Source organism: Pseudomonas sp. MF09150 (assembly GCF_059862355.1).
The window spans coordinates 376,506-399,431 of sequence record NZ_JCBCUS010000002.1 but is presented as its reverse complement, the minus strand read 5'-3'; the positions used below and the strand labels follow the sequence as shown (position 1 = coordinate 399,431).

Annotated in this window: 21 protein-coding genes and 1 pseudogene; 18 read left to right on the top strand and 4 right to left on the bottom strand. The window is 62.6% G+C overall.

From position 1 onward, the window contains the following. The first annotated feature begins 152 nt into the window (after positions 1 to 152). Both AC19YX_RS11305 and AC19YX_RS11300 read left to right on the top strand, forming a co-directional pair. Entirely contained in the window at positions 153 to 1,163 is a 1,011-nt protein-coding gene (locus AC19YX_RS11305) for a class 1 fructose-bisphosphatase (protein WP_020299514.1), read from the top strand. A gap of 4 nt (positions 1,164 to 1,167) precedes the next feature. Then, a complete protein-coding gene (locus AC19YX_RS11300; protein ID WP_500606261.1) occupies positions 1,168 to 1,770 on the top strand; it encodes a DUF924 family protein in 603 nt (200 codons plus the stop codon). 159 nt (positions 1,771 to 1,929) lie between these two features. Here the strand turns inward: AC19YX_RS11300 and AC19YX_RS11295 are convergent, their stop codons facing one another. From AC19YX_RS11295 to AC19YX_RS11285, 3 genes and pseudogenes are all read right to left on the bottom strand, one after another. After that, positions 1,930 to 2,694: a methyl-accepting chemotaxis protein gene (locus AC19YX_RS11295; protein ID WP_421548313.1), complete on the bottom strand. Its 765-nt coding sequence runs from the start codon at positions 2,692 to 2,694 to the stop codon at positions 1,930 to 1,932. A gap of 93 nt (positions 2,695 to 2,787) precedes the next feature. Beyond that, positions 2,788 to 3,810 (bottom strand): annotated as a pseudogene (locus AC19YX_RS11290) (HAMP domain-containing protein); the annotation flags it as partial. Positions 3,811 to 3,847: 37 nt separating this feature from the next. Beyond that, complete coding sequence (locus AC19YX_RS11285; RefSeq protein ID WP_500606260.1) at positions 3,848 to 4,075, bottom strand: hypothetical protein; 228 nt, start codon at positions 4,073 to 4,075, stop codon at positions 3,848 to 3,850. A gap of 29 nt (positions 4,076 to 4,104) precedes the next feature. On the opposite strand from AC19YX_RS11285, the gene AC19YX_RS11280 reads away from it, so the two are divergent. Together AC19YX_RS11280 and AC19YX_RS11275 are read left to right on the top strand one after the other, a co-directional pair. Beyond that, positions 4,105 to 4,359, top strand: a complete 255-nt coding sequence (locus AC19YX_RS11280) for a lipoprotein (RefSeq protein WP_020299511.1) — start codon at positions 4,105 to 4,107, stop codon at positions 4,357 to 4,359. Between the two features lie 31 nt (positions 4,360 to 4,390). Further along, on the top strand, positions 4,391 to 4,960 hold the full coding sequence (locus AC19YX_RS11275) for a lipocalin family protein (RefSeq protein ID WP_078469413.1): 570 nt from the start codon (positions 4,391 to 4,393) through the stop codon (positions 4,958 to 4,960). A gap of 131 nt (positions 4,961 to 5,091) precedes the next feature. On the opposite strand, the gene AC19YX_RS11270 is transcribed toward AC19YX_RS11275, so the two are convergent. Next, positions 5,092 to 6,456: a formimidoylglutamate deiminase gene (locus AC19YX_RS11270; protein WP_500606259.1), complete on the bottom strand. Its 1,365-nt coding sequence runs from the start codon at positions 6,454 to 6,456 to the stop codon at positions 5,092 to 5,094. 187 nt (positions 6,457 to 6,643) lie between these two features. Between AC19YX_RS11270 and hutC the strand changes: the two genes are divergently transcribed. From hutC to dtd, 14 genes are all read left to right on the top strand, one after another. Next, complete coding sequence (hutC, locus tag AC19YX_RS11265; RefSeq protein WP_238596131.1) at positions 6,644 to 7,312, top strand: histidine utilization transcriptional repressor HutC; 669 nt, start codon at positions 6,644 to 6,646, stop codon at positions 7,310 to 7,312. After that, positions 7,309 to 7,881: a HutD/Ves family protein gene (locus tag AC19YX_RS11260; RefSeq protein ID WP_500606258.1), complete on the top strand. Its 573-nt coding sequence runs from the start codon at positions 7,309 to 7,311 to the stop codon at positions 7,879 to 7,881. Before hutC ends, AC19YX_RS11260 begins: the two co-directional genes overlap by 4 nt. Positions 7,882 to 8,269: 388 nt before the next feature. Next, positions 8,270 to 9,952, top strand: a complete 1,683-nt coding sequence (gene hutU, locus AC19YX_RS11255; RefSeq protein WP_500606257.1) for a urocanate hydratase — start codon at positions 8,270 to 8,272, stop codon at positions 9,950 to 9,952. Between the two features lie 99 nt (positions 9,953 to 10,051). Further along, a complete protein-coding gene (locus AC19YX_RS11250; RefSeq protein WP_078469417.1) occupies positions 10,052 to 11,521 on the top strand; it encodes a purine-cytosine permease family protein in 1,470 nt (489 codons plus the stop codon). 74 nt (positions 11,522 to 11,595) lie between these two features. Beyond that, on the top strand, positions 11,596 to 12,564 hold the full coding sequence (locus AC19YX_RS11245; protein WP_500606256.1) for an ABC transporter substrate-binding protein: 969 nt from the start codon (positions 11,596 to 11,598) through the stop codon (positions 12,562 to 12,564). Between the two features lie 72 nt (positions 12,565 to 12,636). After that, complete coding sequence (locus AC19YX_RS11240) at positions 12,637 to 13,488, top strand: ABC transporter permease (protein WP_078469419.1); 852 nt, start codon at positions 12,637 to 12,639, stop codon at positions 13,486 to 13,488. Then, positions 13,485 to 14,315, top strand: a complete 831-nt coding sequence (locus AC19YX_RS11235) for a quaternary amine ABC transporter ATP-binding protein (RefSeq protein ID WP_020299502.1) — start codon at positions 13,485 to 13,487, stop codon at positions 14,313 to 14,315. Before AC19YX_RS11240 ends, AC19YX_RS11235 begins: the two co-directional genes overlap by 4 nt. Before the next feature lie 48 nt (positions 14,316 to 14,363). After that, positions 14,364 to 15,887, top strand: coding sequence for a histidine ammonia-lyase (gene hutH, locus AC19YX_RS11230; RefSeq protein WP_500606255.1), 1,524 nt, complete (start codon positions 14,364 to 14,366; stop codon positions 15,885 to 15,887). 111 nt (positions 15,888 to 15,998) lie between these two features. Continuing rightward, positions 15,999 to 17,537: a histidine ammonia-lyase gene (gene hutH, locus AC19YX_RS11225; protein ID WP_500606254.1), complete on the top strand. Its 1,539-nt coding sequence runs from the start codon at positions 15,999 to 16,001 to the stop codon at positions 17,535 to 17,537. A gap of 224 nt (positions 17,538 to 17,761) precedes the next feature. After that, positions 17,762 to 19,171, top strand: a complete 1,410-nt coding sequence (locus tag AC19YX_RS11220) for an amino acid permease (RefSeq protein ID WP_078469421.1) — start codon at positions 17,762 to 17,764, stop codon at positions 19,169 to 19,171. A 12-nt stretch (positions 19,172 to 19,183) separates the two neighbouring features. Then, a complete protein-coding gene (gene hutI, locus AC19YX_RS11215; RefSeq protein WP_500606253.1) occupies positions 19,184 to 20,389 on the top strand; it encodes an imidazolonepropionase in 1,206 nt (401 codons plus the stop codon). A 10-nt stretch (positions 20,390 to 20,399) separates the two neighbouring features. After that, on the top strand, positions 20,400 to 21,203 hold the full coding sequence (gene hutG, locus AC19YX_RS11210) for an N-formylglutamate deformylase (RefSeq protein ID WP_500606252.1): 804 nt from the start codon (positions 20,400 to 20,402) through the stop codon (positions 21,201 to 21,203). Between the two features lie 174 nt (positions 21,204 to 21,377). Further along, positions 21,378 to 22,349, top strand: coding sequence for a prolyl aminopeptidase (pip, locus tag AC19YX_RS11205; protein WP_078469424.1), 972 nt, complete (start codon positions 21,378 to 21,380; stop codon positions 22,347 to 22,349). Further along, positions 22,346 to 22,783 carry a D-aminoacyl-tRNA deacylase gene (dtd, locus tag AC19YX_RS11200; RefSeq protein WP_500606251.1) on the top strand — a complete coding sequence of 146 codons (438 nt, stop codon included), beginning with the start codon at positions 22,346 to 22,348 and terminating at the stop codon, positions 22,781 to 22,783. The genes pip and dtd overlap by 4 nt, the downstream gene beginning before the upstream one ends. Positions 22,784 to 22,926: the final 143 nt, after the last annotated feature.

Sequence of the window (22,926 nt, the reverse complement as noted above, 5' to 3'; positions counted from 1 at the left end):
GTTGGGGATGTCAGTCATAAAGGCTGTTTTGTAGCTACGCTGAAAGCGGTCCATGAACTCTATTGGGCAGTTCCCTGTCTGACAGGAGGAAATGCGCCTCGACTCGCGTTAAACTGCGCGGGTTTTTAGTCCCCCATCCTCCGGAGCCTTCCATGTCCCGCGTTACCCTGAGTCGCTATTTGATTGAGCAGACCCGCAGCAACAACACTCCTGCCGATCTGCGCTTCCTGATCGAAGTGGTGGCGCGTGCTTGCAAGGAAATCAGCCACGCTGTCTCCAAAGGCGCCCTGGGCGGTGTTCTGGGCAGCATGGGCACCGAAAACGTACAGGGCGAAGTGCAGAAGAAGCTCGACGTGATCTCCAACGAGATCCTGCTCGAAGCCAACGAATGGGGCGGTCACCTGGCCGGCATGGCGTCCGAGGAAATGGACAATGCCTACCAGATTCCCGGCAAATACCCGAAAGGTGCCTACCTGCTGGTATTCGACCCATTGGACGGTTCGTCGAACATCGACATCAACGTCTCGGTCGGCACCATCTTCTCGGTACTGCGTTGCCCTAACGAGCACCTGAGCCAGAACGAAGCCCTGAGCGAAAAAGCCTTCCTGCAACCGGGCACCCAACAAGTGGCTGCCGGTTACGCGATCTACGGCCCGCAGACCATGCTGGTGCTGACCCTGGGCGACGGCGTCAAAGGTTTCACCCTGGACCGTGAAATGGGCAGCTTCGTCCTGACCCACGAAAACATGACCATCCCGGCATCGACCCAGGAATTTGCCATCAACATGTCCAACCAGCGTCACTGGGAAGCCCCGGTACAGCGCTACGTGAGCGAGTTGCTGGAAGGCGAGACCGGCCCGCTGAAGAAAGACTTCAACATGCGCTGGATCGCCGCGATGGTGGCCGACGTGCACCGCATCCTGACCCGTGGCGGTCTGTTCATGTACCCGCGTGATGCTCGCGACCCGTCCAAGCCCGGCAAATTGCGCCTGATGTACGAAGCCAACCCGATGTCGTTCCTGGTGGAACAGGCGGGCGGCGTTTCCACTGACGGTCACCAGCGTATCCTCGACATCCAGCCTGAAGGCCTGCACCAGCGTGTGGCGGTGTTCCTGGGTTCGAAGGAAGAAGTTGACCGCGTGACCGCGTACCACAAGGAATAACCCCATGGCCCAGCCCTGGCAGCCCCTGCTCGATTGGTGGTTCGGCTCAGCCGAAAAGCCGGCCGAGATTGTGGCGGACAAGGGCGGGCTGTGGTTTGGCAAGCGTGACAGCCAGGACCTTGAAGCGCGCGAGCGCTTCGGGGCTCAGGTCGAACAGGCACTGGCCGGCGGATTGACCGAATGGGCGCAAGGCCCACACGGTTGGCTGGCCCTGGTGTTGTTGCTTGATCAACTGCCACGGATGATCTTTCGCGAAACCCCCAAGGCCTTCAGCGGTGACCTGCGTGCGCAAGCACTGGTGGCCCAGGGCATCGCCGCGGATTTTGACCGGCAACTGCCGCCCATGCAGCGCGCGTTCATCTACCTGGTATTCGAGCATTGCGAAAACCTGGCGGTGCAGAACGAAGGCGTATCGCGCTTTGCTGCGTTGCATGACCAACAGCCTGCGGAGGATCGTCCGGTATTTGCCGACCACCTGGATTACGCCGAACGGCACCAGAAGGTCATCGCCCGCTTCGGCCGCTTCCCTCACCGCAATGCCATTCTCGGCCGTGAATCCACCGCTGAAGAACTTACCTTCCTGAGCCAGCCTGGCTCGCGTTTTTAAGCTGCGTTCGATCCTGTCGTCGAGGTACACCCGTGTCAGTTGCGTGGGTATAAACCCAGCGCCCGAATGGCGGCTACAGGCTTTGTAGCCGCTGCCGAAGGCTGCGCTGGTCCCCACGACCGCTGACGTATTCCCGGATGCTCCCTAGCGGCTACGGACTCAGATCCGAAAACTACCCACCAACTGCTTCAGGCGTGCCGCCTGCTGTTCCAGGTCGGCGCAGGCGCGCAGGGTGGATTGCAGGTTTTCCACGCCTTCCTGGTTCAGGGTGTTGATCTCGGTGATATCGACATTGATCGACTCGACCACCGCGGTCTGCTCCTCGGTGGCGGTGGCCACCGACTGGTTCATGCCGTCGATCTCGCCGATGCGCTGGGTCACGCTGCCCAGGCGCTCGCCGGCCTGGTTGGCAATGCCCACGCTGCTTTCGCTCTCGCGCTGGCTTTCGGTCATGGTGCTCACCGCCTGGCGCGCGCCCACTTGCAGCTCCTCGATCATCTTCTGCACTTGCTGCGCCGAATCCTGAGTCCGGTGGGCCAGGTTGCGCACCTCATCGGCCACCACCGCAAACCCACGCCCGGCTTCACCGGCGCGGGCCGCTTCAATGGCCGCGTTCAGGGCCAGCAGGTTGGTTTGCTGGGAGATGCTGGTGATCACTTCGAGGATCTGCCCGATGTTCACCGTGTTGCTGTTCAGGGTTTCGATATTGCCGCAGGAGTCGCTGATCTTGGCCGACAGCTGGTGCATCGCGGCGATGGTCTGATCCACCACCTGTTGGCCTTCGGCGGCCAGGTTGCGCGCGTCGCTGGAATGCTGCGAGGCGAGGGCGGCGTTCTGGGCGATTTCCTGGGCCGCGGCCCCCAGTTCGTTGATGGCTGCGGCCACGCTGCTGGTGCGCGAGGCCTGTTGGTCGGAGTTGAACATCGACGAGTTGGAGGCCGCGACCACTCGCAGCGCCACTTCATTGACCTGGCCGGTGGCCGAGGACACCTCGGTGATCGAGGTGTGGATGCGCTCGACAAACCGGTTGAACGACAGGCCCAGGGTGCCGAACTCATCGTGGCCGTGGATGCTCAGGCGCTTGGTCAGGTCGCCTTCGCCTTCGGCGATGTCATGCATGGCGCGGCCCATCAGGTGCAGCGGTTGCATCAGTACCCGGATCAGCATGCCGAGCAGGGCGATAATGATCACCACCGCGATAAACATGGCAATGATCGCCGAGGTGCGGAACTCGCTGAGCATGGCGAACGCGGTGTCCTGATCCAGCACCAGCGCCACGTACCAGTCGGCCGAGGGCACACCGTTGACGTGGGTGAAGGAGATGAATTGGCGTTTGCCGTTCACGTCCACTTCTTTCAGGCCTGGGCTGATGCTGGGGGCGCCGTTGGGGTAGGCCTCGCCCAGGCTTTTGAGCACCAGTTTGCTGTCCGGGTGGATCAGGATCTTGCCGTCGGCACTGACGATAAACGCGTGGCCATGGCCGCCGAAGTTCAGCGAGTTGATGATGGCACTGACACTGGAGAGGTCGATGTCGGCGCCGGCCACGCCGATAAACTGGTTCTGGTGCTGCACCGGCGTGGCGACGGTGATCACCAGCTTGCCGGAGGACGCGGCGATGTACGGCTCGGTGACGATGGTCCGGCCGGCGCTGTTGGCCGCCTTGAACCAGCCCCGGGCACGCGGATCGTAGTCGGCGGCCCGGTTGCCGGCTGGCACCGAGAACATCACCCCGTCCTGGCCGCCAAAATAGCTGAGCTGGAAGTTGCTGGCGTAAGCCGGCAGGCCGACGCTGCGTTGCAGGCTGTCGCCACCGTTGCCATCCACGGCGATCTGCTGGGCCAGGGATTGCAGGAGCTGGATGCGGCTTTCGAGCCAGGTCTGAATGTTGCTGGTGGTCAGGCTGCCGAGTTCCTGCATGGAAGATTCGGTGCTGCTGCGCAGGGCTGCGCGCTGACGGTAGTCGTTGAACAGGATGAAACAGGCGAACGCCACGGCGACCACAAGGGCGGCGGCGAGCAGGATCTTGTGGCTGAACTTCATGTTTCTGGTCATTAAATGAACTACCGCGAGAGGCTGGTCAACGAGGGTGCGCTAATTTGCCACAGTGGAGGGCTTTTCGCTGCCTATATGTCGACTTGCCAGCGTCAAAACTGAAGCGAGTTTCGGCAAAGCCGACGAAATGCTTTAGGCCTCGGGAAAGTGCCTGATTTGTGACGCAAATCGTGTTTTTTGCCGGTAATAAATACCCGCCGTCATGGGGAACCAGATCGGGGTTTTCTCTTCTAAGCTTCTGGTTGGCAGCCATGCCTTCCCCCTTCCGTCCAGGAGTTCACCATGTCGCTGCGTTCCCTCGCTCTGTTGTCGTTCTGCGTGCTGCTGGCAGCCTGCAGCAAGGTCAATCAGGAAAACTATTCCAAGCTGTCGGCGGGCATGCCCAAGGCCGAGGTTGAAAACCTGCTCGGCAAACCGACCGACTGCTCCGGCGCCCTGGGCATGTCCAGCTGCACCTGGGGTGACAAGAACAGCTTTATCAGCGTGCAGTACGCCGGTGACAAAGTGCTGATGTTTTCCGGGCAAGGCCTGAAGTAAACCGGGGCCACGTGCCCGCGGGAGAAAAATAATGATGCGTTTGGTATTCACTCTTCTGGCCGGCCTGCTCTTGGCCGGCTGCGCCACGTCCCGGGACGATTCGCTGGCGCCCAAGACCGTTAGTCACGTCGACCTCAAGCGTTACCAAGGGACCTGGTACGAGCTGGCGCGACTGCCGATGTATTTCCAGCGCAATTGTGCGCAATCCGAAGCCCGTTACACCCTGTTGCCCGAAGGCAATGTGGCGGTGCTCAACCGCTGCCTGACGCCCGAGTGGAAGTGGGAAGAAGCGCGGGGCACGGCGACGCCGCAGGTACCGGGTAAAACCGACAAGCTGTGGGTCGAGTTCGACAACTGGTTTTCCCGGTTGCTGCCCGGGGTCGCGAAGGGTGATTACTGGGTGCTTTACGTCAGCGACGACTACAAGACAGCCATTGTCGGCGACCCGAGCCGGCGTTACCTGTGGCTGCTGTCGCGCAAGCCGGAGGTCAGCGAGACGGTTCGTGAGGACTTGCTGAGCCGGGCACGCCAGCAGGGCTACGACACCACGCGACTGATCTGGCGGGTGTCGGATTCGGTGATGGCGAAGAATTCCAAGTAACGCTGGGGGCGGGGCGATTGGCAGGTGACTGTTGAATTGCCCGTTTGGCCCGAGTGGCCGCTGTGCGGCCAGGCGCGAGCAAGCTCCCGCGTCACAATGATTCCCCGCGCCGCAAGAGCGCGGGGCCGACCTCAGTTGAGCAGTTCGCGCAGGACCTGGGTGAAGGCGCGGTTGCTTTCTTCTTCCCCGGCATGGCGTCCGTTGCGCACCACCCACTGGCCGTTGACCAGCACATCGCGTACCTGACGGTCGCCGCCGGCGAACAGCCAACGATTGAGAATGGCGTCGCCGTCGGCAGTGGCCAGGTACGGGTCGTTGCCGTCCAGCACCAGCCAGTCGGCACGCTTGCCCACTTCCAATGCCCCGATGGCTTGCCCCAGCGCCTCGGCGCCGCCATCCAGCGCGGCGTCATACAGGGTGCGCCCGACCATCGGCTGATCGGCGCCATACAAGCGGTTGCGCCGCTGGTCGCGCAGACGCTGGCCGTATTCCAGCCAGCGCAATTCCTCGACCACGCTCAGTGACACATGGCTGTCGGAACCGATGCCCATGCGCCCGCCCTGGGCCAGGAAGTCCACGGCGGGGAAGATCCCGTCCCCGAGGTTGGCTTCGGTGGTCAGGCACAGTCCGGCAATCGCCCGGCTCCTGGCCATCAGCGTGACTTCTTCCGGGTTGGCATGGGTGGCGTGGACCAGGCACCAGCGCTGATCGACCTCAGTGTTTTCATACAGCCATTGCAACGGCCGGCGCCCGCTCCAGGCCAGACAGTCGTCGACTTCCTTCTGCTGCTCGGCGATGTGGATATGCACCGGGCACTCTCGGTCGCTGGCGGCCAGGACCTCGCTGATCTGCTGCGGCGTGACTGCGCGCAAGGAGTGAAAGCACAATCCCAGTCGTTGCGCCGGCTGTGCGGCCAGCAGCGGTTGCAGGCGCGATTGCAGCTTGAGGTAGTTCTCGGTGCTGTTGATAAAGCGTCGCTGGCCTTCATTGGGCGCCTGGCCGCCGAAGCCCGAGTGGCTGTAGAGCACGGGTAGCAGAGTCAGGCCGATGCCGGCAGAGCTGGCCGCCTGGCTGATACGCAGCGCCAGTTCGGCTGGGTCTGCATAGGGCTGGCCGGTGGTGTCGTGGTGCACGTAATGGAATTCGGCGACCGAGGTGTAGCCGGCCTTGAGCATTTCGATGTACAGCTGGCGCGCGATGACGTGCAGTTGCTCGGGGCTGATCTTGCCGACCAGGCGATACATCAGGTCGCGCCAGGTCCAGAAGCTGTCATTGGGGTTGCCGGCGACTTCCGCCAGGCCGGCCATCGCCCGCTGGAAGGCGTGGGAGTGCAGGTTGGGCATGCCTGGCAGCAGCGGGCCCTGGACCCGTTCGGCTCCTTGCGCATCGGCGTTGGCCTGGATGTGGGTCAGCAGGCCGTCGGCGCTGACCTCAAGACGTACATTGTTGGCCCATCCATTAGGCAGCAGCGCGCGTTCGGCAAAGAAGGCGGACATGGTTCAGCACCCCATCGTGTGTTATTTGTATATACATATACAGACGTTTGCCTGCTCGGTAAACTCCGGCAAGCTAGCCCCCTTTATTCACGAACAAGGATTCCCTGTGCCGATTCCGACTGCCAACTCCCCGCTGGCCGCCCACTTGGGCGATAGTCCGGCGCCCTTGTACGCCCGCGTCAAACAGATGATTACCCAGCAGATCGAGAGCGGAAACTGGCCGCCGCACTACCGCGTTCCGTCGGAAAGTGAACTGGTCAATCAGCTGGGTTTCAGCCGCATGACCATCAACCGTGCCCTGCGCGAAATGACTGCCGAGGGCATGCTGGTGCGGATGCAGGGCGTCGGCACCTTCGTCGCTGAACCCAAGAGCCAGTCGGCGCTGTTCGAAGTGCATAACATTGCCGACGAGATTGCCTCCCGTGGCCATCGCCACACCTGCAAGGTCATCACCTTGGGTGAAGAGGCCGCCGGCTCCGAGCGCGCCGTGGCCCTGGACATGCGCGAAGGGCAGAAGGTGTTCCACTCGCTGATCGTGCATTTCGAAAACGATATTCCGGTACAAATCGAAGACCGCTTCGTCAACGCCCTGGTGGCGCCGGAGTACCTCAAGCAAGACTTCACCCTGCAAACCCCCTACGCCTACCTGAACCAGGTGGCCCCGCTGACCGAGGGCGAGCATGTGGTCGAGGCGATTCTGGCCGAGGCCGAGGAGTGCAGGCTGTTGCAGATCGAGCGCGGCGAGCCATGCCTGCTGATCCGGCGCCGCACCTGGTCCGGTCGCCAGCCAGTGACCGCGGCGCGGTTGATCCACCCCGGTTCCCGTCATCGTCTGGAAGGACGCTTTCATAAATGACCCAGTTGAAACTTTTGCGCGCGACCGACTACCCGCGCATGCCGTGGAAGAACGGCGGTGGCAGCACCGAAGAAATCACCCGTGATGCCGGCGTTGGCCTGGAAGGGTTTGGCTGGCGCCTGTCGATTGCCGATATCGGTGAGTCCGGTGGTTTTTCCAGCTTTGCCGGCTGCCAGCGGATCATCACCGTGCTGCAAGGCAGCGGCATGGCGCTGACGGTGGATGGCCACGAGACGCGCCCGCTGCTGCCCCTCGACCCCTTCGCTTTCAGTGGCGCGAGCCAGGTGACCTGCAACCTGCTGGACGGTCCGATCCGCGACTTCAACCTGATCTACGCCGCCGACCGCTATAAAGCGCGCCTGCAATGGCTCGAAGGCGAGCAGCGTTTCTTCAGCCAGGCCAGCACCCTGCTGGTGTTCAGCGTGGCTGAGCAGTTGCAGGTCACGATCAATGACGGCGCGTTGCAGGAGCTGGGTTGCCACGATTGCCTGCAACTGGACGGCAATGCCTCATTGCTGGAGGTCGCCATCGGCGGCCGCTGCTGCGTAATCGAACTCACCCACCTCTAAAAACCGTAGCCCTGCAGCGCTACAGATTTTGTGGGATTGGCGTTTCCCAATCGCGCACCAGTTTGTTACCGAACGCCCCAGCGTGGCGCAAAACCACGCTTTGGTAACAGCCGTTACCACCCTCGAAAAATCCCGCGAAAAAAATCACCTCTGCGCAAAGCCTTTATTTTCAAGGCGTGCACACTTGCATCGAATTTTCTTCGGTAGTCGTTTCCCGAGTTGGCCGCTTGATTGCATATGCTTGTATGTACAAGTAAATATGTGTGCGTAAGAGTGAGGTGATTTCCTCTTCGCGCCATTGCTGATTCGCTTGTAGCGCAACCCCTGCGCGCAGGCTCGCTGGCCCACTGCCTGGGTTGGTTTGGATTGATTGCTGAGGATTTTTTCCGTGACTGACAACAAACCTACGAAATACCGGAACGTCGAAATTCGCGCTGCCCGCGGCAACAAGCTGACCGCCAAGAGCTGGCTGACGGAAGCGCCGCTGCGGATGCTGATGAACAACCTCGATCCGGAAGTCGCCGAGAACCCTAAAGAGCTGGTGGTCTACGGCGGCATTGGTCGCGCCGCGCGCAACTGGGAGTGCTACGACAAGATCGTCGAGAGCCTGACCAACCTCAATGACGATGAAACCCTGCTGGTGCAGTCGGGCAAGCCGGTCGGCGTGTTCAAGACCCACAGCAACGCACCGCGCGTACTGATCGCCAACTCCAACCTGGTGCCGCACTGGGCCAGTTGGGAACACTTCAACGAACTGGATGCCAAGGGCCTGGCCATGTATGGCCAGATGACCGCCGGCAGCTGGATCTACATCGGCAGCCAGGGCATCGTCCAGGGCACCTACGAAACCTTCGTCGAAGCCGGTCGCCAGCACTACAACAGCAATCTGAAAGGCCGCTGGGTCCTCACCGCCGGCCTCGGCGGCATGGGTGGCGCCCAGCCGCTGGCCGCGACCCTGGCCGGTGCCTGCTCGCTGAACATCGAATGCCAGCAGGTCAGCATCGATTTCCGCCTCAACAGCCGCTACGTCGATGAACAAGCCCGCGACCTCGACGACGCCCTGGCCCGCATCGAGAAATACACCAAGGAAGGCAAGGCCATCTCCATTGCCCTGCTGGGTAACGCCGCGGAAATCCTCCCGGAACTGGTCAAGCGTGGCGTGCGCCCGGACATGGTCACCGACCAGACCAGCGCCCACGATCCGCTCAACGGTTACCTGCCAGCCGGCTGGACCTGGGACGAGTACCGCGCTCGCGCCAAGACCGAGCCCGCCGCCGTGGTCAAGGCCGCCAAGCAATCCATGGCGGTGCACGTCAAGGCCATGCTCGACTTCCAGAAGCAGGGCATTCCGACCTTCGACTACGGCAACAACATCCGGCAGATGGCTCAGGAAGAGGGCGTGGAAAACGCCTTCGACTTCCCGGGTTTCGTACCGGCCTATATCCGTCCGCTGTTCTGCCGTGGCATCGGTCCGTTCCGTTGGGCCGCGCTGTCCGGCGACCCGCAGGACATCTACAAGACCGACGCCAAGGTCAAGGAACTGATCCCCGACGACGCCCACCTGCACAACTGGCTGGACATGGCCCTCGAGCGCATCAGCTTCCAGGGCCTGCCGGCGCGTATCTGCTGGGTCGGCCTGGGCCAGCGCGCCAAGCTCGGCCTGGCATTCAACGAAATGGTGCGCCGCGGTGAGCTGTCGGCGCCGATCGTGATCGGTCGCGACCACCTGGACTCCGGTTCGGTCGCCAGCCCGAACCGCGAAACCGAGTCGATGCAGGATGGTTCCGACGCCGTGTCCGACTGGCCACTGCTCAACGCCCTGCTCAACACCGCCAGTGGCGCGACCTGGGTCTCGCTGCACCACGGTGGCGGCGTCGGCATGGGCTTCTCCCAGCACTCGGGGATGGTCATCGTCTGCGACGGTACCGATGAGGCTGCCGAGCGTATCGCGCGCGTGCTGCACAACGACCCGGCCACCGGTGTCATGCGTCACGCCGACGCCGGCTATCAGATCGCCATCGACTGCGCCAAGGAGCAAGGCCTGAATCTGCCGATGATCACCGGCCAGTAAGCCGTATCGCGGGGGCCGGTTCACCGGCTCCCGCCGCTACAAAAAACGCTCCTGTCGGAGCAGCAAATCGTCTGCAGTGCCCATAGAGGTTCGACGTAAATGGCTTTATCGAATGATCGTGCAAGCAGTAAACCGTTGATCGAAAGGCGTTCGATCGACTACATCCCGGAAGCGGAAAGACACGGTCGTCTATTGAGTCAGTTCACCCTATGGCTGGGTGCCAACCTGCAAATCACTGCAATTGTCACCGGGGCCCTGGCCGTGGTGCTGGGCGGTGATGTGTTCTGGTCGCTGATCGGCCTGTTGCTTGGGCAATTGATCGGCGGCGGGGTTATGGCGCTGCACGCGGCGCAAGGGCCGCAACTGGGCCTGCCGCAGATGATCTCCAGCCGTGTGCAGTTCGGTGTCTACGGTGCGGTGATTCCCCTGGTGCTGGTGTGCCTGATGTACATCGGTTTCTCGGCCAGCGGTTCGTTGCTGGCGGGGCAAGCGGTGGCGCAACTGCTGCAGGTCCAGGACTGGGTCGGCATCGTGTTGTTTGCCGGCTCGATCATGGTCTTCACCATCTTCGGCTACCGGGTAATTCACGGCATTGGCCGGGTCGCCAGCGTGCTGGGGGTCGTGGCCTTCATCTACCTGTTCTACAAACTGCTGTCCGGCAACGACATTGGCGCGTTGCTGGGGAACAAGCATTTTTCTCTTTCGAGCTTTCTGTTGGCGGTGTCGTTGTCGGCATCCTGGCAGATCGCGTTTGGCCCTTATGTGGCCGACTACTCGCGTTATCTGCCGCGCAGCACTTCGGCGGTCAAGACCTTCTGGGCCGTGGGCCTGGGTTCGGTGATCGGCGCGCAGGCGGCGATGGTGTTCGGGGTGTTCGCGGCGGCCCTGGCCGGTTCGCAGTTCGCCCACCACGAGGTGTCGTTTATCGTCGGCCTGGGTGGCACCGGGATCGTTGCCGGCCTGCTGTATTTCGCCGTGGCCTTCGGCAAGGTGACAGTGACCACCCTCAACGCCTACGGCAGCTTCATGTCGATCGCCACCATCATCAGCGGCTTTCGTGGCAGCCGGCACATCGGCAGCGGCGTGCGCCTGCTGTACATCTTCATCATGGTCTCGATCGCGGCGTCCCTGGCACTGCTGGGCAAGGACTCGTTCCTCAAGGATTTCTCCGCGTTCATCCTGTTCCTGCTGGCGTTCTTCACGCCCTGGAGCGCGATCAACCTGGTGGACTTCTACTGCATCACCAAAGAGCGCTATGACATTCCCGCGCTCTCGGACCCCAATGCCCGGTACGGGCGCTGGAACCTCATGGGCATCAGCATTTACGTGTTTGGTGTGTTGATTCAAATGCCGTTCATCTCCACCCATTTCTATACCGGTCCGCTGGTGGCGAGCCTGGGGGACACCGATATCTCCTGGATCATCGGCCTGGTGGTGCCGGCAGCGCTGTATTACTTCGCCGCCAGGAAATGGCATGGCGCGGTACCCGATCGTCTGATCCTGCCGGTAGAGCAGGACGCGGTCACCGAACAAAAGCTGAGTGGGGCGGCCCGCGCAAGCGCGGTGTGAGCCTGATTGGACGTGGATAGGGCTGGATGCCTCTTGACTGCCGTATGCCAATTCATGATTAGGAGCGTCACACAATGAGCGTCAATAAGACCCTGCTGACCACTCTGCTTTCCATGGGCCTGCTGGCCAGTGCCGGTGCTGCCCAGGCCGCCGGCTGGTGCGAATCCGGCAAACCGGTGAAGTTCGCCGGGCTGAACTGGGAAAGCGGCATGTTGCTGACCGACGTGCTGCAACTGGTGCTGGAAAAAGGCTACGACTGCAAGACCGACACCTTGCCCGGCAACTCCATCACCATGGAGAACGCCCTGGGCAGCAACGACATTCAAGTGTTCGCCGAGGAGTGGGTAGGCCGCAGCGAAGTCTGGAACAAGGCCGAGAAGGCCGGCAAGGTGGTGGGTGTCGGCGCCCCGGTGGTGGGTGCCGTCGAAGGCTGGTACGTGCCGCGCTACGTGATCGAGGGCGATGCCAAGCGCAAGCTGGAAGCCAAGGCGCCGGACCTGAAGAACATCGCCGACCTGGCCAAGTATTCAGCAGTGTTCAAGGACCAGGAAGAGCCTGCCAAAGGCCGTTTCTACAACTGCCCGGCCGGCTGGACCTGTGAGCTGGACAATAGCGAAATGCTCAAGAGCTACGGCCTGGAAAACAGCTACACCAACTTCCGCCCGGGCACCGGCCCGGCCCTGGATGCCGCTGTGCTGTCGAGCTACAAGCGTGGCGAGCCGATCCTGTTTTACTACTGGTCGCCGACGCCGCTGATGGGCCAGGTCGACCTGGTGAAGCTCGAGGAGAAACCCGGCGTGGATAAAAGCGTGACCATCAAGGTCGGCCTGTCCAAGGTGTTCCACGAGCAGGCGCCGGAGCTGGTCTCGGTGCTGGAGAAGGTCAACCTGCCGATCGATCTGCTGAACCAGAACCTGGCGCGGATGACCAAGGAACGCATCGAATCGCCGAAACTGGCGAAAATTTTTCTCAAGGAACATCCTGAAGTCTGGCATGCATGGGTAAGCGACGATGCGGCCAGGAAAATCGACGCGGCCTTGTAGGTAGAGCCTTTGCGGCCGTCAGCACTGGCTGCCGCAAGCGACGCCACATCCCCCCTTGATCGAGAGTTGCTTATGTTTCCTGAGCGTTTCACATTTTCTATCGCCGACTGGGTCAACGGTTGGGTTGACTCGTTGGTGACCAATTACGGCGATGTCTTCCGCCACATCTCCGACACCCTGCTGTGGGCCATCGTCAACCTCGAAGGCCTGCTGCGCATGGCGCCCTGGTGGCTGATGCTGGCCATTGTCGGCGGCATTGCCTGGCATGCGACACGCAAGGTGGTGACCACTGCGGTGATTGTCGGCCTGCTGTTTCTGGTGGGCGCCGTCGGGCTGTGGGACAAGCTGATGCAGACCCTGGCACTGATGCTGGTGGCGACCGTGATTTCGGTGCTGATCGGCATTCCCCTGGGCATCCTTTCGGCGCGCAGCAATCGCCTGCGTTCGGTGCTGATGCCGCTGCTCGACATCATGCAGACCATGCCCAGCTTCGTGTACCTGATCCCGGTGCTGATGCTGTTCGGCCTGGGCAAGGTGCCGGCGATCTTCGCCACCGTCATCTACGCCGCGCCGCCGCTGATCCGCCTCACCGACCTGGGTATTCGCCAGGTCGACCGCGAGGTCATGGAAGCGATCAACGCCTTTGGTGCCAATCGCTGGCAGCAGCTGTTCGGCGTGCAATTGCCGCTGGCGCTGCCGAGCATCATGGCCGGGATCAACCAGACCACCATGATGGCTCTGTCGATGGTGGTGATCGCCTCGATGATCGGTGCCCGTGGCCTGGGCGAAGACGTGCTGGTGGGCATCCAGACCCTCAACGTCGGGCGCGGCCTGGAGGCGGGGCTGGCCATCGTGATTCTGGCGGTGGTGATCGATCGGATTACCCAGGCCTATGGTCGTCCACGCCATGAGGTGAACCCATGAGCAACACAGCCATCAGCAAAATCGAAGTCAAGAACGTGTTCAAGATCTTCGGCAATCGTTCCGCCGATGCCTTGAACATGATTCGCCAGAACAAGAGCAAGGACCAGGTGCTGGCCGAGACCGGTTGCGTGGTCGGGGTCAACGACCTGTCGCTGAGCATCGGCACCGGCGAAATCTTCGTGATCATGGGCCTCTCCGGCTCCGGCAAGTCGACCCTGGTGCGCCACTTCAATCGCCTGATCGACCCCACCAGCGGCGCGATCCTGGTGGACGGCGAGGACATCCTGCAATACGACATGGACGCCCTGCGCCAGTTTCGCCGGCACAAGATCAGCATGGTGTTCCAGAGCTTCGGCCTGTTGCCCCACAAGAGCGTGCTGGACAACGTCGCCTATGGCCTGAAAGTGCGCGGCGAGAGCAAGCAGGTCTGTGCCGAACGGGCGCTGCACTGGATCAATACCGTGGGCCTCAAGGGCTATGAAAACAAATACCCGCACCAGCTCTCCGGCGGCATGCGCCAACGGGTCGGCCTGGCCCGGGCGTTGGCGGCGGACACCGACATTATCCTGATGGACGAAGCCTTCAGCGCCCTCGACCCACTGATCCGCGCCGAAATGCAGGACCAGTTGCTGGAGCTGCAGAAGACCCTGCACAAGACCATCGTTTTTATCACTCACGATCTGGATGAGGCGGTACGCATCGGCAATCGCATCGCGATCCTCAAGGACGGCCGCCTGATCCAGGTCGGCACGCCGAAAGAGATCCTGCATTCGCCGGCCGACGAGTACGTCGACCGTTTCGTCCAGCGCCGCGCGGCGGTGGTCTGATGAGCACCGTGGCTGCTGCACCGTCATTCACTCGGTATGAGGCCGGACATGTCCCAGGCTGAAACAATCGTTATCGCCGACGCCCCGCTGCGTTGGCAGGATGTCGTCGCCGTCGCCCGCCAGGGCGCGCAGCTGGCGCTGTCGGAGCAGGCCTGGGCGCGGGTCGAGAATGCCCAGGCCATCGTCCAGCGCATCGTCGCCAGCGGCGAGCGCGCCTACGGCGTCAGCACCGGCCTGGGGGCGCTGTGCAACGTTTCGCTCGAGGGTGAGCAACTCAGCCAGTTGTCGCGCAATACCTTGCTCAGCCACGCCTGCGGCGTCGGTCCGGTGCTGAGTGACGAGCAGACCCGGGCCATTCTCTGCGCCGCCATCATCAACTTCAGCCAGGGCAAATCCGGGGTGCAGCGGCCGGTGGTCGAGGCACTGCTGAACGTGCTCAATCGCGGGATTACGCCGCAGGTGCCGTCCCAGGGTTCGGTGGGTTACCTGACCCACATGGCGCATATCAGCATCGCCCTGCTCGGGGTGGGCCAGGTCAGTTATCGCGGCCAGGTGGTCGCGGCCGCGCACGCCCTGGCAGCCGAAGGTTTGCAGCCGGTGCAACTGGGGGCCAAGGACGGCCTGTGCCTGGTCAACGGCACGCCCTGCATGACCGGCCTCAGTTGCCTGGCATTGGCCGATGCCACACGCCTGCTGCAATGGGCCGATGTGATCGGTGCCATGAGTTTTGAAGCCTTGCGCGGGCAGATTGCTGCGTTCGACGCCGAGATCATCGCCCTCAAGCCGCACCCGGGTATGCAACAGGTCGCCACCAACCTGCGGGGCCTGCTCGAAGGCAGCGAAGTGATCGCCAACAGCCTGGGTATCCGCACCCAGGACGCCTTGAGCATTCGTTCGATTCCCCAGGTGCACGGCGCCGCCCGCGACCAGTTGGCCCACGCCACGCGCCAGATCGAAACCGAACTCAACGCCGCCACCGACAACCCGCTGCTGCTGGGCACGCCGGATAACTACCGGGTGGTGTCCCAGGCCAATCCCCACGGCCAATCGGTGGCCCTGGCCGCGGACCTGCTGGCGATCGCCATGGCGGAAATCGGCTCGATCGCCGAGCGTCGCCTGGACCGCCTGATCAACCCTCATGTCAGCGGCCTGCCGGCCTTCCTGGTGAGCAACCCGGGGGTCAATTCCGGAATGATGATCGTGCAATACGTGGCCGCGTCGCTGTGCGCGGAAAACCGCCAATTGGCGCAACCCGCGGTGCTCGACAACTACGTGACCTCAGGCCTGCAGGAGGATCACCTGAGCCTGGGCACCAACGCCGCGCTGAAGCTGCACCGGGCCCTGGAGAACTGCCGTCAGATCCTCGCCATCGAGTACCTGCTGGCGGCCCAGGCCTTCGAATTTCTCAAGCCCCAGGGCTTTGGCCAGGGCACCGGCCGCGCCTGGAAGCTGCTGCGCGAACGGGTCCCGGCCTATGACCAGGACCGCTGGCTGGCGCCGGACATCGCCAGCGCCGCCTCGATTTTGCAAGACCCGACACTGCTCGAAGACGTTTTACCGAAGCTGTACTGATTTCTACACAAGCCAGCGTGCCAAGGCGCCACTCCGCTCAACCAGCGGGTGGCGACGGACAACGGAATTATCCGGAGCGACTGGCAAGTTAATAAAACTCTCAAAAGGAGAATGAATGTGACTGCGCTTAACCTTATCCCCGGCCAACTGAGCCTGGCTCAACTGCGTGCCATCTATCAGCAACCGGTGACCCTGAGCCTGGATGACAGTGCCTCGGCCCAGATCGACGCCAGCGTTGCCTGCGTCGAGCAGATCCTCGCGGAAAACCGCACCGCCTATGGCATCAACACCGGTTTCGGCCTGCTGGCCTCGACCCGCATTGCCAGCGCCGACCTGGAAAACCTCCAGCGCTCGCTGGTGCTGTCCCACGCCGCCGGTGTCGGCGAGCCGATCAGCGATGACCTGGTGCGCCTGATCATGGTGCTCAAGGTCAACAGCCTGAGCCGTGGTTTCTCGGGTATCCGTCGCCAGGTGATCGATGGCCTGATCGCGCTGATCAACGCCGAGGTTTATCCCCACATCCCGCTCAAGGGTTCGGTAGGCGCCTCCGGCGACCTGGCACCATTGGCCCATATGTCGCTGGTGCTGCTGGGCGAGGGCAAGGCGCGCTACAAGGGTGAATGGCTGGAAGCGACCGCAGCCTTGAAAGTTGCCGGTCTCAAGCCCCTGACCCTGGCCGCCAAGGAAGGGCTGGCCCTGCTCAATGGCACCCAGGTGTCCACCGCCTATGCCTTGCGCGGCCTGTTTGAAGGTGAAGACCTGTTCGCCGGCGCCCTGGCCTGTGGCGGCCTGACGGTCGAGGCGGTACTGGGTTCGCGCTCGCCGTTCGACGCGCGGATTCACGCAGCCCGTGGCCAGCGTGGCCAGATCGATGCCGCCGCGGCCTACCGCGACCTGCTGGGCGAGGGCAGTGAAGTGTCGGCCTCCCACGAGAACTGCGACAAGGTCCAGGATCCGTACTCCCTGCGCTGCCAGCCGCAAGTCATGGGCGCCTGCCTGACTCAGTTGCGCCAGGCGGCCGAAGTGCTGGTGGTCGAAGCCAACGCGGTTTCCGACAACCCGCTGGTATTCGCCGCCGAAGGCGACGTGATTTCCGGTGGCAACTTCCACGCCGAGCCGGTGGCCATGGCCGCCGACAACATGGCCCTGGCCATTGCCGAAATCGGCTCCCTGAGCGAGCGTCGCATTTCGCTGATGATGGACAAGCACATGTCGCAACTGCCGCCGTTCCTGGTGGCCAATGGCGGCGTCAACTCCGGCTTCATGATCGCCCAGGTCACCGCGGCGGCCCTGGCCAGCGAAAACAAGGCCCTGGCTCACCCGCATTCGGTGGACAGCATCCCGACCTCCGCCAACCAGGAAGACCACGTGTCGATGGCTCCGGCCGCTGGCAAGCGCCTGTGGGAAATGGCTGAAAACACCCGTGGCGTGCTCGCCGTGGAATGGCTGGCGGCCTGCCAGGGCCTGGACCTGCGCGATGGCCTGAAGACCTCGGTCAAGCTGGAAAAAGCCCGCAGCGCCCTGCGTGCCAAGGTGCCGTTCTACGAGAAGGACCGCTTCTTCGCGCCGGACATCAATTCCGCAAGCGAACTGCTGGCCTCGCGCTGCCTGAACGAGCTGGTGCCGGCCAAGTTGCTGCCAAGCCTGTAATCACCAAAAAGCCTTGCGCGGCCCGGCCTTCACGCCGGGCTTGTGCAGGCTGCTGCCGAGCCTCGAGTAGGGGAGGCTGCTGATTGTCTCCATGCCTGGCATGGAAGTGCGGCCTGTGACGCCTGGCGTCACAAAATGGACGCGGAGCGTCTGTTGATGATTCTTCCCGGGCATGTGCCCGGGAAGAAATGGTCGTCTGATAAGAATAAATAGGGGACGAAGAAATGGAACAGAAAACAGCTGGATTGAAGCGCGGCCTATCGGCTCGCCACATTCGGTTCATGGCCTTGGGGTCTGCCATCGGCACCGGGCTTTTTTACGGTTCTGCCTCGGCCATTCAAATGGCCGGCCCTGCAGTTTTGCTCGCCTACCTGATTGGTGGCGCAGCCGTTTTCATGGTGATGCGCGCCCTCGGCGAGATGGCCGTGCATAACCCGGTGTCCGGTTCGTTCGGGCACTACGCAAGCCAGTACCTGGGGCCGTTGTCGGGCTTCATCCTGGGCTGGACCTACGCTTTTGAAATGATCATCGTCTGCCTCGCGGACGTCACTGCGTTCGGTATCTACATGGGCTTCTGGTTCCCGGAGGTGGCCCGCTGGATCTGGGTGCTGGGCATCGTGCTGCTGATCGGCGGCCTGAACCTGTGCAACGTCAAGGTCTTCGGCGAGATGGAGTTCTGGCTGTCGCTGCTCAAGGTCGGGGCCATTGTCGCGATGATTCTCGGCGGCTTCGGCATCATGCTGTTCGGCATCGGTTCGGCCGGCAGCGACCAGGCAGTGGGGGTCTCCAACTTGTGGGCCCATGGCGGTTTCATGCCTAACGGCATCGGTGGCCTGATCGCCTCGTTCGCGGTGGTGATGTTTGCCTTTGGCGGGATTGAAATCATCGGCATCACCGCCGGTGAAGCCAAGGACCCGCGTCGGGTTATTCCCAAGGCGATCAACGCCGTACCGCTGCGGATTCTGCTGTTCTACGTGCTGACCCTGTTTGTGCTGATGGCCATCTACCCATGGCAGCAGATCGGCACCCAGGGCAGCCCGTTCGTGCAGATCTTCGATAACCTGGGCATCGCCTCGGCGGCGACCATCCTCAACATCGTGGTGATCTCGGCGGCGGTTTCGGCCATCAACAGCGACATCTTCGGCGCCGGGCGCATGATGTATGGCCTGGCCCAGCAAGGTCAGGCGCCCAAGGGCTTTGCCCAACTGTCGAAGCAGGGCGTGCCATGGATGACCGTGGTGGTGATGGCGGCGGCCCTGTTGGGCGGCGTGCTGCTGAACTACCTGATCCCGGAAAACGTGTTCCTGCTGATCGCGTCCATCGCGACCTTTGCCACGGTCTGGGTCTGGCTGATGATTCTCGTGACCCAGGTGGCAATGCGTCGCTCCATGAACGCCGAGCAGGTTGCCCAGTTGCAGTTCAAAGTGCCGTTCTGGCCTTGGGCACCGGCGGCGGCCATCGTCTTCATGCTGTTCATCTTTGGCGTGCTGGGCTATTTCCCGCAGACTCAGGCGGCGCTGATGGTGGGCGCGGTGTGGATCGTGCTGCTGGTGATTGCCTATATGTTGTGGGTCAAGCCAGCGGCGGCTCAGGCGCTGGAGGTTGATCGCACTTTTTCACCGACTGACCATTAACGGAGACCCTGGATGAAAACTCTTTGGCAACACTGCAACGTCGCCAGCATGGCCTCGGGCACTTACTCGATCATCGAGGACGCGGCCATGGTGACGTCAGGGGCGCACATCGAGTGGATCGGCCGGCGCTCGGAGGCGCCGGCCGGCGACTACGCCCAGGTCAAGGACCTGGCTGGAGCCTGGGTAACCCCGGGCTTTATCGATTGCCATACCCATACGGTTTTCGGCGGCAACCGCAGCGGTGAATTCGAGCAGCGCCTGCAAGGCGTGAGTTATGCCGAGATCGCCGCCGCCGGTGGCGGTATCGCCAGCACCGTGCGCGCGACCCGCGCCGCCAGTGAGGACGAGCTGTTCGCCAGTGCCAAAAAGCGTCTGCAAAGCCTGCTGCGCGACGGCGTCACCAGTGTCGAGATCAAGTCCGGCTACGGCCTGGACCTGGCCAGCGAGCGCAAGATCCTGCGGGTTATCCGCCGCCTGGGCGCCGAGTTGCCGGTCAGTGTGCGCAGCACCTGCCTGGCGGCCCACGCCTTGCCACCGGAATACGCCGACCGCGCTGACGACTATATCGACCACATCTGCCACGAGATGCTTCCGGCGCTGGCCGCCGAAGGGCTGGTGGATGCAGTGGATGCGTTCTGCGAATACCTGGCGTTTTCGCCGGCCCAGGTGGAACGGGTGTTTATTGCCGCGCAGGCACTTGGCTTGCCGGTGAAGCTGCACGCCGAGCAATTGTCGTCGCTGCACGGTTCGAGCCTGGCCGCGCGCTACCACGCGCTGTCGGCCGACCACCTGGAATTCATGACCGAAGACGATGCCATCGCCATGGCCCAGTCCGGCACGGTGGCGGTGTTGTTGCCGGGGGCGTTCTACTTTTTGCGCGAAACCCAACTGCCGCCGATGGAGGCCCTGCGCAAGCATGGGGTGAAGATCGCCGTGGCCAGCGACCTCAACCCTGGCACCTCGCCGGCGTTGTCGGTGCGCCTGATGCTGAACATGGCCTGCACCTGTTTCCGCATGACCCCGGAAGAAGCCCTGGCCGGCGTCACGCTGCACGCGGCCACGGCCCTGGGCATGGAACAGACCCATGGTTCGCTGGAGGTCGGCAAGGTCGCGGACTTTGTCGCCTGGCAGATTGATCGTCCGGCCGACCTGGCCTACTGGCTGGGCGGCGACCTGGAAAAACGCGTCGTGCGTCACGGCGTGGAAGTGACTGTTTAGGAGAATGCTTGTGGATAAGGTGCTGAACTTCAAACAAGGCCGGGTGCCGCTGCTGATCAGCATGCCCCATGCCGGCGTGCGCCTGACGCCCGCCGTGGAGGCCGGGCTGATCGCCGAGGCGCAAAGCCTGCCGGACACCGACTGGCACATCCCGCAGCTCTACGAGTTTGCCCAGGAACTGGGGGCGAGCACCCTGGCTGCCGAGTACTCGCGGTTTGTCATCGACCTCAACCGCCCGTCCGACGACACACCTTTATATGTCGGGGCCACCACCGGCCTGTACCCGGCCACCCTGTTCGACGGCGTGCCGTTGTTCAAGGAGGGCCATGAGCCGTCGGCCGAGGAACGGGTGAGTTACCTGCAAAAGGTCTGGGGGCCGTATCACCGCACCCTGCAGGAAGAACTGGCGCGGCTGCGGGACGAGTTTGGCTACGCCTTGCTGTTCGATGCCCACTCGATCCGTTCGCTGATCCCCCATCTGTTCGAGGGCAAGCTGCCGGACTTCAACCTCGGCACCTTCAACGGCGCCAGCTGCGACTCGCAACTGGCTAACCAGCTGGAGGCTATCTGCGCCGGCCATGGCGACTACAGCCATGTGTTGAACGGGCGCTTCAAGGGCGGTCATATCACCCGCCATTACGGCAACCCGGCCGAGCATATCCACGCGGTGCAACTGGAGCTGGCGCAGAGCACCTACATGGAAGAGTTCGAACCGTTCCGCTATCGCCCGGACCTGGCGGCGCCGACCCAGGTGGTGCTCAAGGAGTTGCTGCAAGGGTTGCTCGCCTGGGGCCGGCAGCGTTACGGCAAGTGAGGGTGCGCGCCCTGGCGGCAAACCCCTGAGGGGGCAGGGTTCATGTGCATGAATGGGGCTGACAACCCCATTTTTCTCAAGGGCATGCCGATTGCGTAATTCGGGTTTATGATGCCGGACGGCAGAATAATTGAAGTCCCCCCAGGGATGAACCCGACCCTTACGGAGCGCGCAATGCAGACTTTGTACCCGCAGATCAAACCCTACGCCCGGCACGATCTGGCTGTCGACGAACCGCATGTGCTGTACGTCGATGAAAGCGGTTCTCCGGAAGGCCTGCCGGTGGTGTTTATCCACGGTGGCCCGGGAGCCGGGTGCGATGCCCAGAGCCGCTGCTACTTCGACCCGAACCTGTACCGCATCATCACCTTCGATCAGCGCGGTTGCGGTCGCTCCACCCCCCACGCCAGCCTGGAAAACAACACCACCTGGGACCTGGTCGCCGACCTGGAGCGGATTCGCCTGCACCTGGGGATCGAAAAGTGGGTGGTGTTTGGCGGTTCATGGGGGTCGACCCTGGCGCTGGCTTACGCGCAAAGCCATCCAGAGCGTGTGCACGGTCTGATTCTGCGCGGGATCTTTCTGGCGCGTCCGCAGGAAATCGAGTGGTTCTACCAGAACGGCGCCAGCCGTCTGTTCCCGGATTACTGGCAGGACTACGTGGCGCCCATCCCACAGGATGAACGCCACGACCTGCTCAACGCCTTCCACAAACGCCTGACCGGCACCGACCAGATTGCCCAGATGCATGCGGCCAAGGCCTGGTCGACCTGGGAGGGGCGCACCGCGACCCTGCGCCCGAACCCATTGGTGGTGGATCGCTTCTCCGAGCCGCAGCGCGCGCTGTCGATTGCCCGGATCGAATGCCACTACTTCACCAACAATGCCTTCCTTGAGCCCGACCAGCTGATTCGCGACATGGGCAAGATCGCCCACCTACCGGGGGTTATTGTCCACGGTCGCTACGACGTGATCTGCCCCCTGGACAACGCCTGGGAGCTGCACCAGGCCTGGCCCAACAGCGAGCTGCAAGTCATCCGCGACGCCGGCCATGCGGCCTCCGAGCCAGGGATCACCGACGCCTTGGTGCGCGCCGCCGACCAGATGGCCCGGCGCCTGCTCGACCTGCCGCTTGAAGAAGCATGAAGGGCCTGCTGCAACGGGTGCGTGGCGCACGAGTGGAAGTGGCGGGGGAGGTGGTAGGCGCCGTCGACCAGGGGTTGCTGGTGCTGGTGGCGGTGGAACCCGACGACACCCGGGCCAGCGCCGACAAACTTCTGCACAAGCTGCTTAACTATCGGGTGTTCAGTGATCCCGAGGGCAAGATGAATCTGTCCCTGGCCGAGGTTGGTGGCGGTCTGCTGCTGGTGTCGCAGTTCACCCTGGCCGCCGACACCAGAAGCGGCTTGCGTCCGAGCTTTTCCACGGCCGCGCCGCCAGCCCTGGGCCAGGAGCTTTTCGACTATCTATTAGCAAAGGCGCAACAGTTACATGGCAAAGTGGCATCGGGACGTTTCGGTGCGGACATGCAGGTGCATCTGGTCAATGATGGCCCGGTAACCTTCCTGTTACAGACCTGAAAGTGCTTGAAACATCTTTTTCCGCCGATTTAGGTCGAAAACAGCTGTTTTACCCAATAAATACTTTGTTCCCCCTGATGCGTTGTAACGCGGCCTACTAGATAATCGCGCGCTACGGGGATCAGCGTTCGTTGGTCCATTTT

What these genes read in the sequence shown, in the direction of transcription:
- AC19YX_RS11275 (WP_078469413.1), top strand. Translation starts at nt 4,391, where the DNA reads ATGATGCGTTTGGTATTCACTCTTCTGGCCGGCCTGCTCTTGGCCGGC.
- dtd (WP_500606251.1), top strand. Translation starts at nt 22,346, where the DNA reads ATGAAGGGCCTGCTGCAACGGGTGCGTGGCGCACGAGTGGAAGTGGCG.
- hutH (WP_500606255.1), top strand. Translation starts at nt 14,364, where the DNA reads ATGTCCCAGGCTGAAACAATCGTTATCGCCGACGCCCCGCTGCGTTGG.
- AC19YX_RS11285 (WP_500606260.1), bottom strand. Translation starts at nt 4,075, where the DNA reads ATGGCTGCCAACCAGAAGCTTAGAAGAGAAAACCCCGATCTGGTTCCC.
- AC19YX_RS11220 (WP_078469421.1), top strand. Translation starts at nt 17,762, where the DNA reads ATGGAACAGAAAACAGCTGGATTGAAGCGCGGCCTATCGGCTCGCCAC.
- AC19YX_RS11280 (WP_020299511.1), top strand. Translation starts at nt 4,105, where the DNA reads ATGTCGCTGCGTTCCCTCGCTCTGTTGTCGTTCTGCGTGCTGCTGGCA.
- AC19YX_RS11260 (WP_500606258.1), top strand. Translation starts at nt 7,309, where the DNA reads ATGACCCAGTTGAAACTTTTGCGCGCGACCGACTACCCGCGCATGCCG.
- AC19YX_RS11270 (WP_500606259.1), bottom strand. Translation starts at nt 6,456, where the DNA reads ATGTCCGCCTTCTTTGCCGAACGCGCGCTGCTGCCTAATGGATGGGCC.
- AC19YX_RS11250 (WP_078469417.1), top strand. Translation starts at nt 10,052, where the DNA reads ATGGCTTTATCGAATGATCGTGCAAGCAGTAAACCGTTGATCGAAAGG.
- hutH (WP_500606254.1), top strand. Translation starts at nt 15,999, where the DNA reads ATGAATGTGACTGCGCTTAACCTTATCCCCGGCCAACTGAGCCTGGCT.
- AC19YX_RS11235 (WP_020299502.1), top strand. Translation starts at nt 13,485, where the DNA reads ATGAGCAACACAGCCATCAGCAAAATCGAAGTCAAGAACGTGTTCAAG.
- hutC (WP_238596131.1), top strand. Translation starts at nt 6,644, where the DNA reads ATGATTACCCAGCAGATCGAGAGCGGAAACTGGCCGCCGCACTACCGC.
- AC19YX_RS11300 (WP_500606261.1), top strand. Translation starts at nt 1,168, where the DNA reads ATGGCCCAGCCCTGGCAGCCCCTGCTCGATTGGTGGTTCGGCTCAGCC.
- AC19YX_RS11240 (WP_078469419.1), top strand. Translation starts at nt 12,637, where the DNA reads ATGTTTCCTGAGCGTTTCACATTTTCTATCGCCGACTGGGTCAACGGT.
- pip (WP_078469424.1), top strand. Translation starts at nt 21,378, where the DNA reads ATGCAGACTTTGTACCCGCAGATCAAACCCTACGCCCGGCACGATCTG.
- AC19YX_RS11295 (WP_421548313.1), bottom strand. Translation starts at nt 2,694, where the DNA reads ATGTTCAACTCCGACCAACAGGCCTCGCGCACCAGCAGCGTGGCCGCA.
- AC19YX_RS11305 (WP_020299514.1), top strand. Translation starts at nt 153, where the DNA reads ATGTCCCGCGTTACCCTGAGTCGCTATTTGATTGAGCAGACCCGCAGC.
- AC19YX_RS11245 (WP_500606256.1), top strand. Translation starts at nt 11,596, where the DNA reads ATGAGCGTCAATAAGACCCTGCTGACCACTCTGCTTTCCATGGGCCTG.
- hutI (WP_500606253.1), top strand. Translation starts at nt 19,184, where the DNA reads ATGAAAACTCTTTGGCAACACTGCAACGTCGCCAGCATGGCCTCGGGC.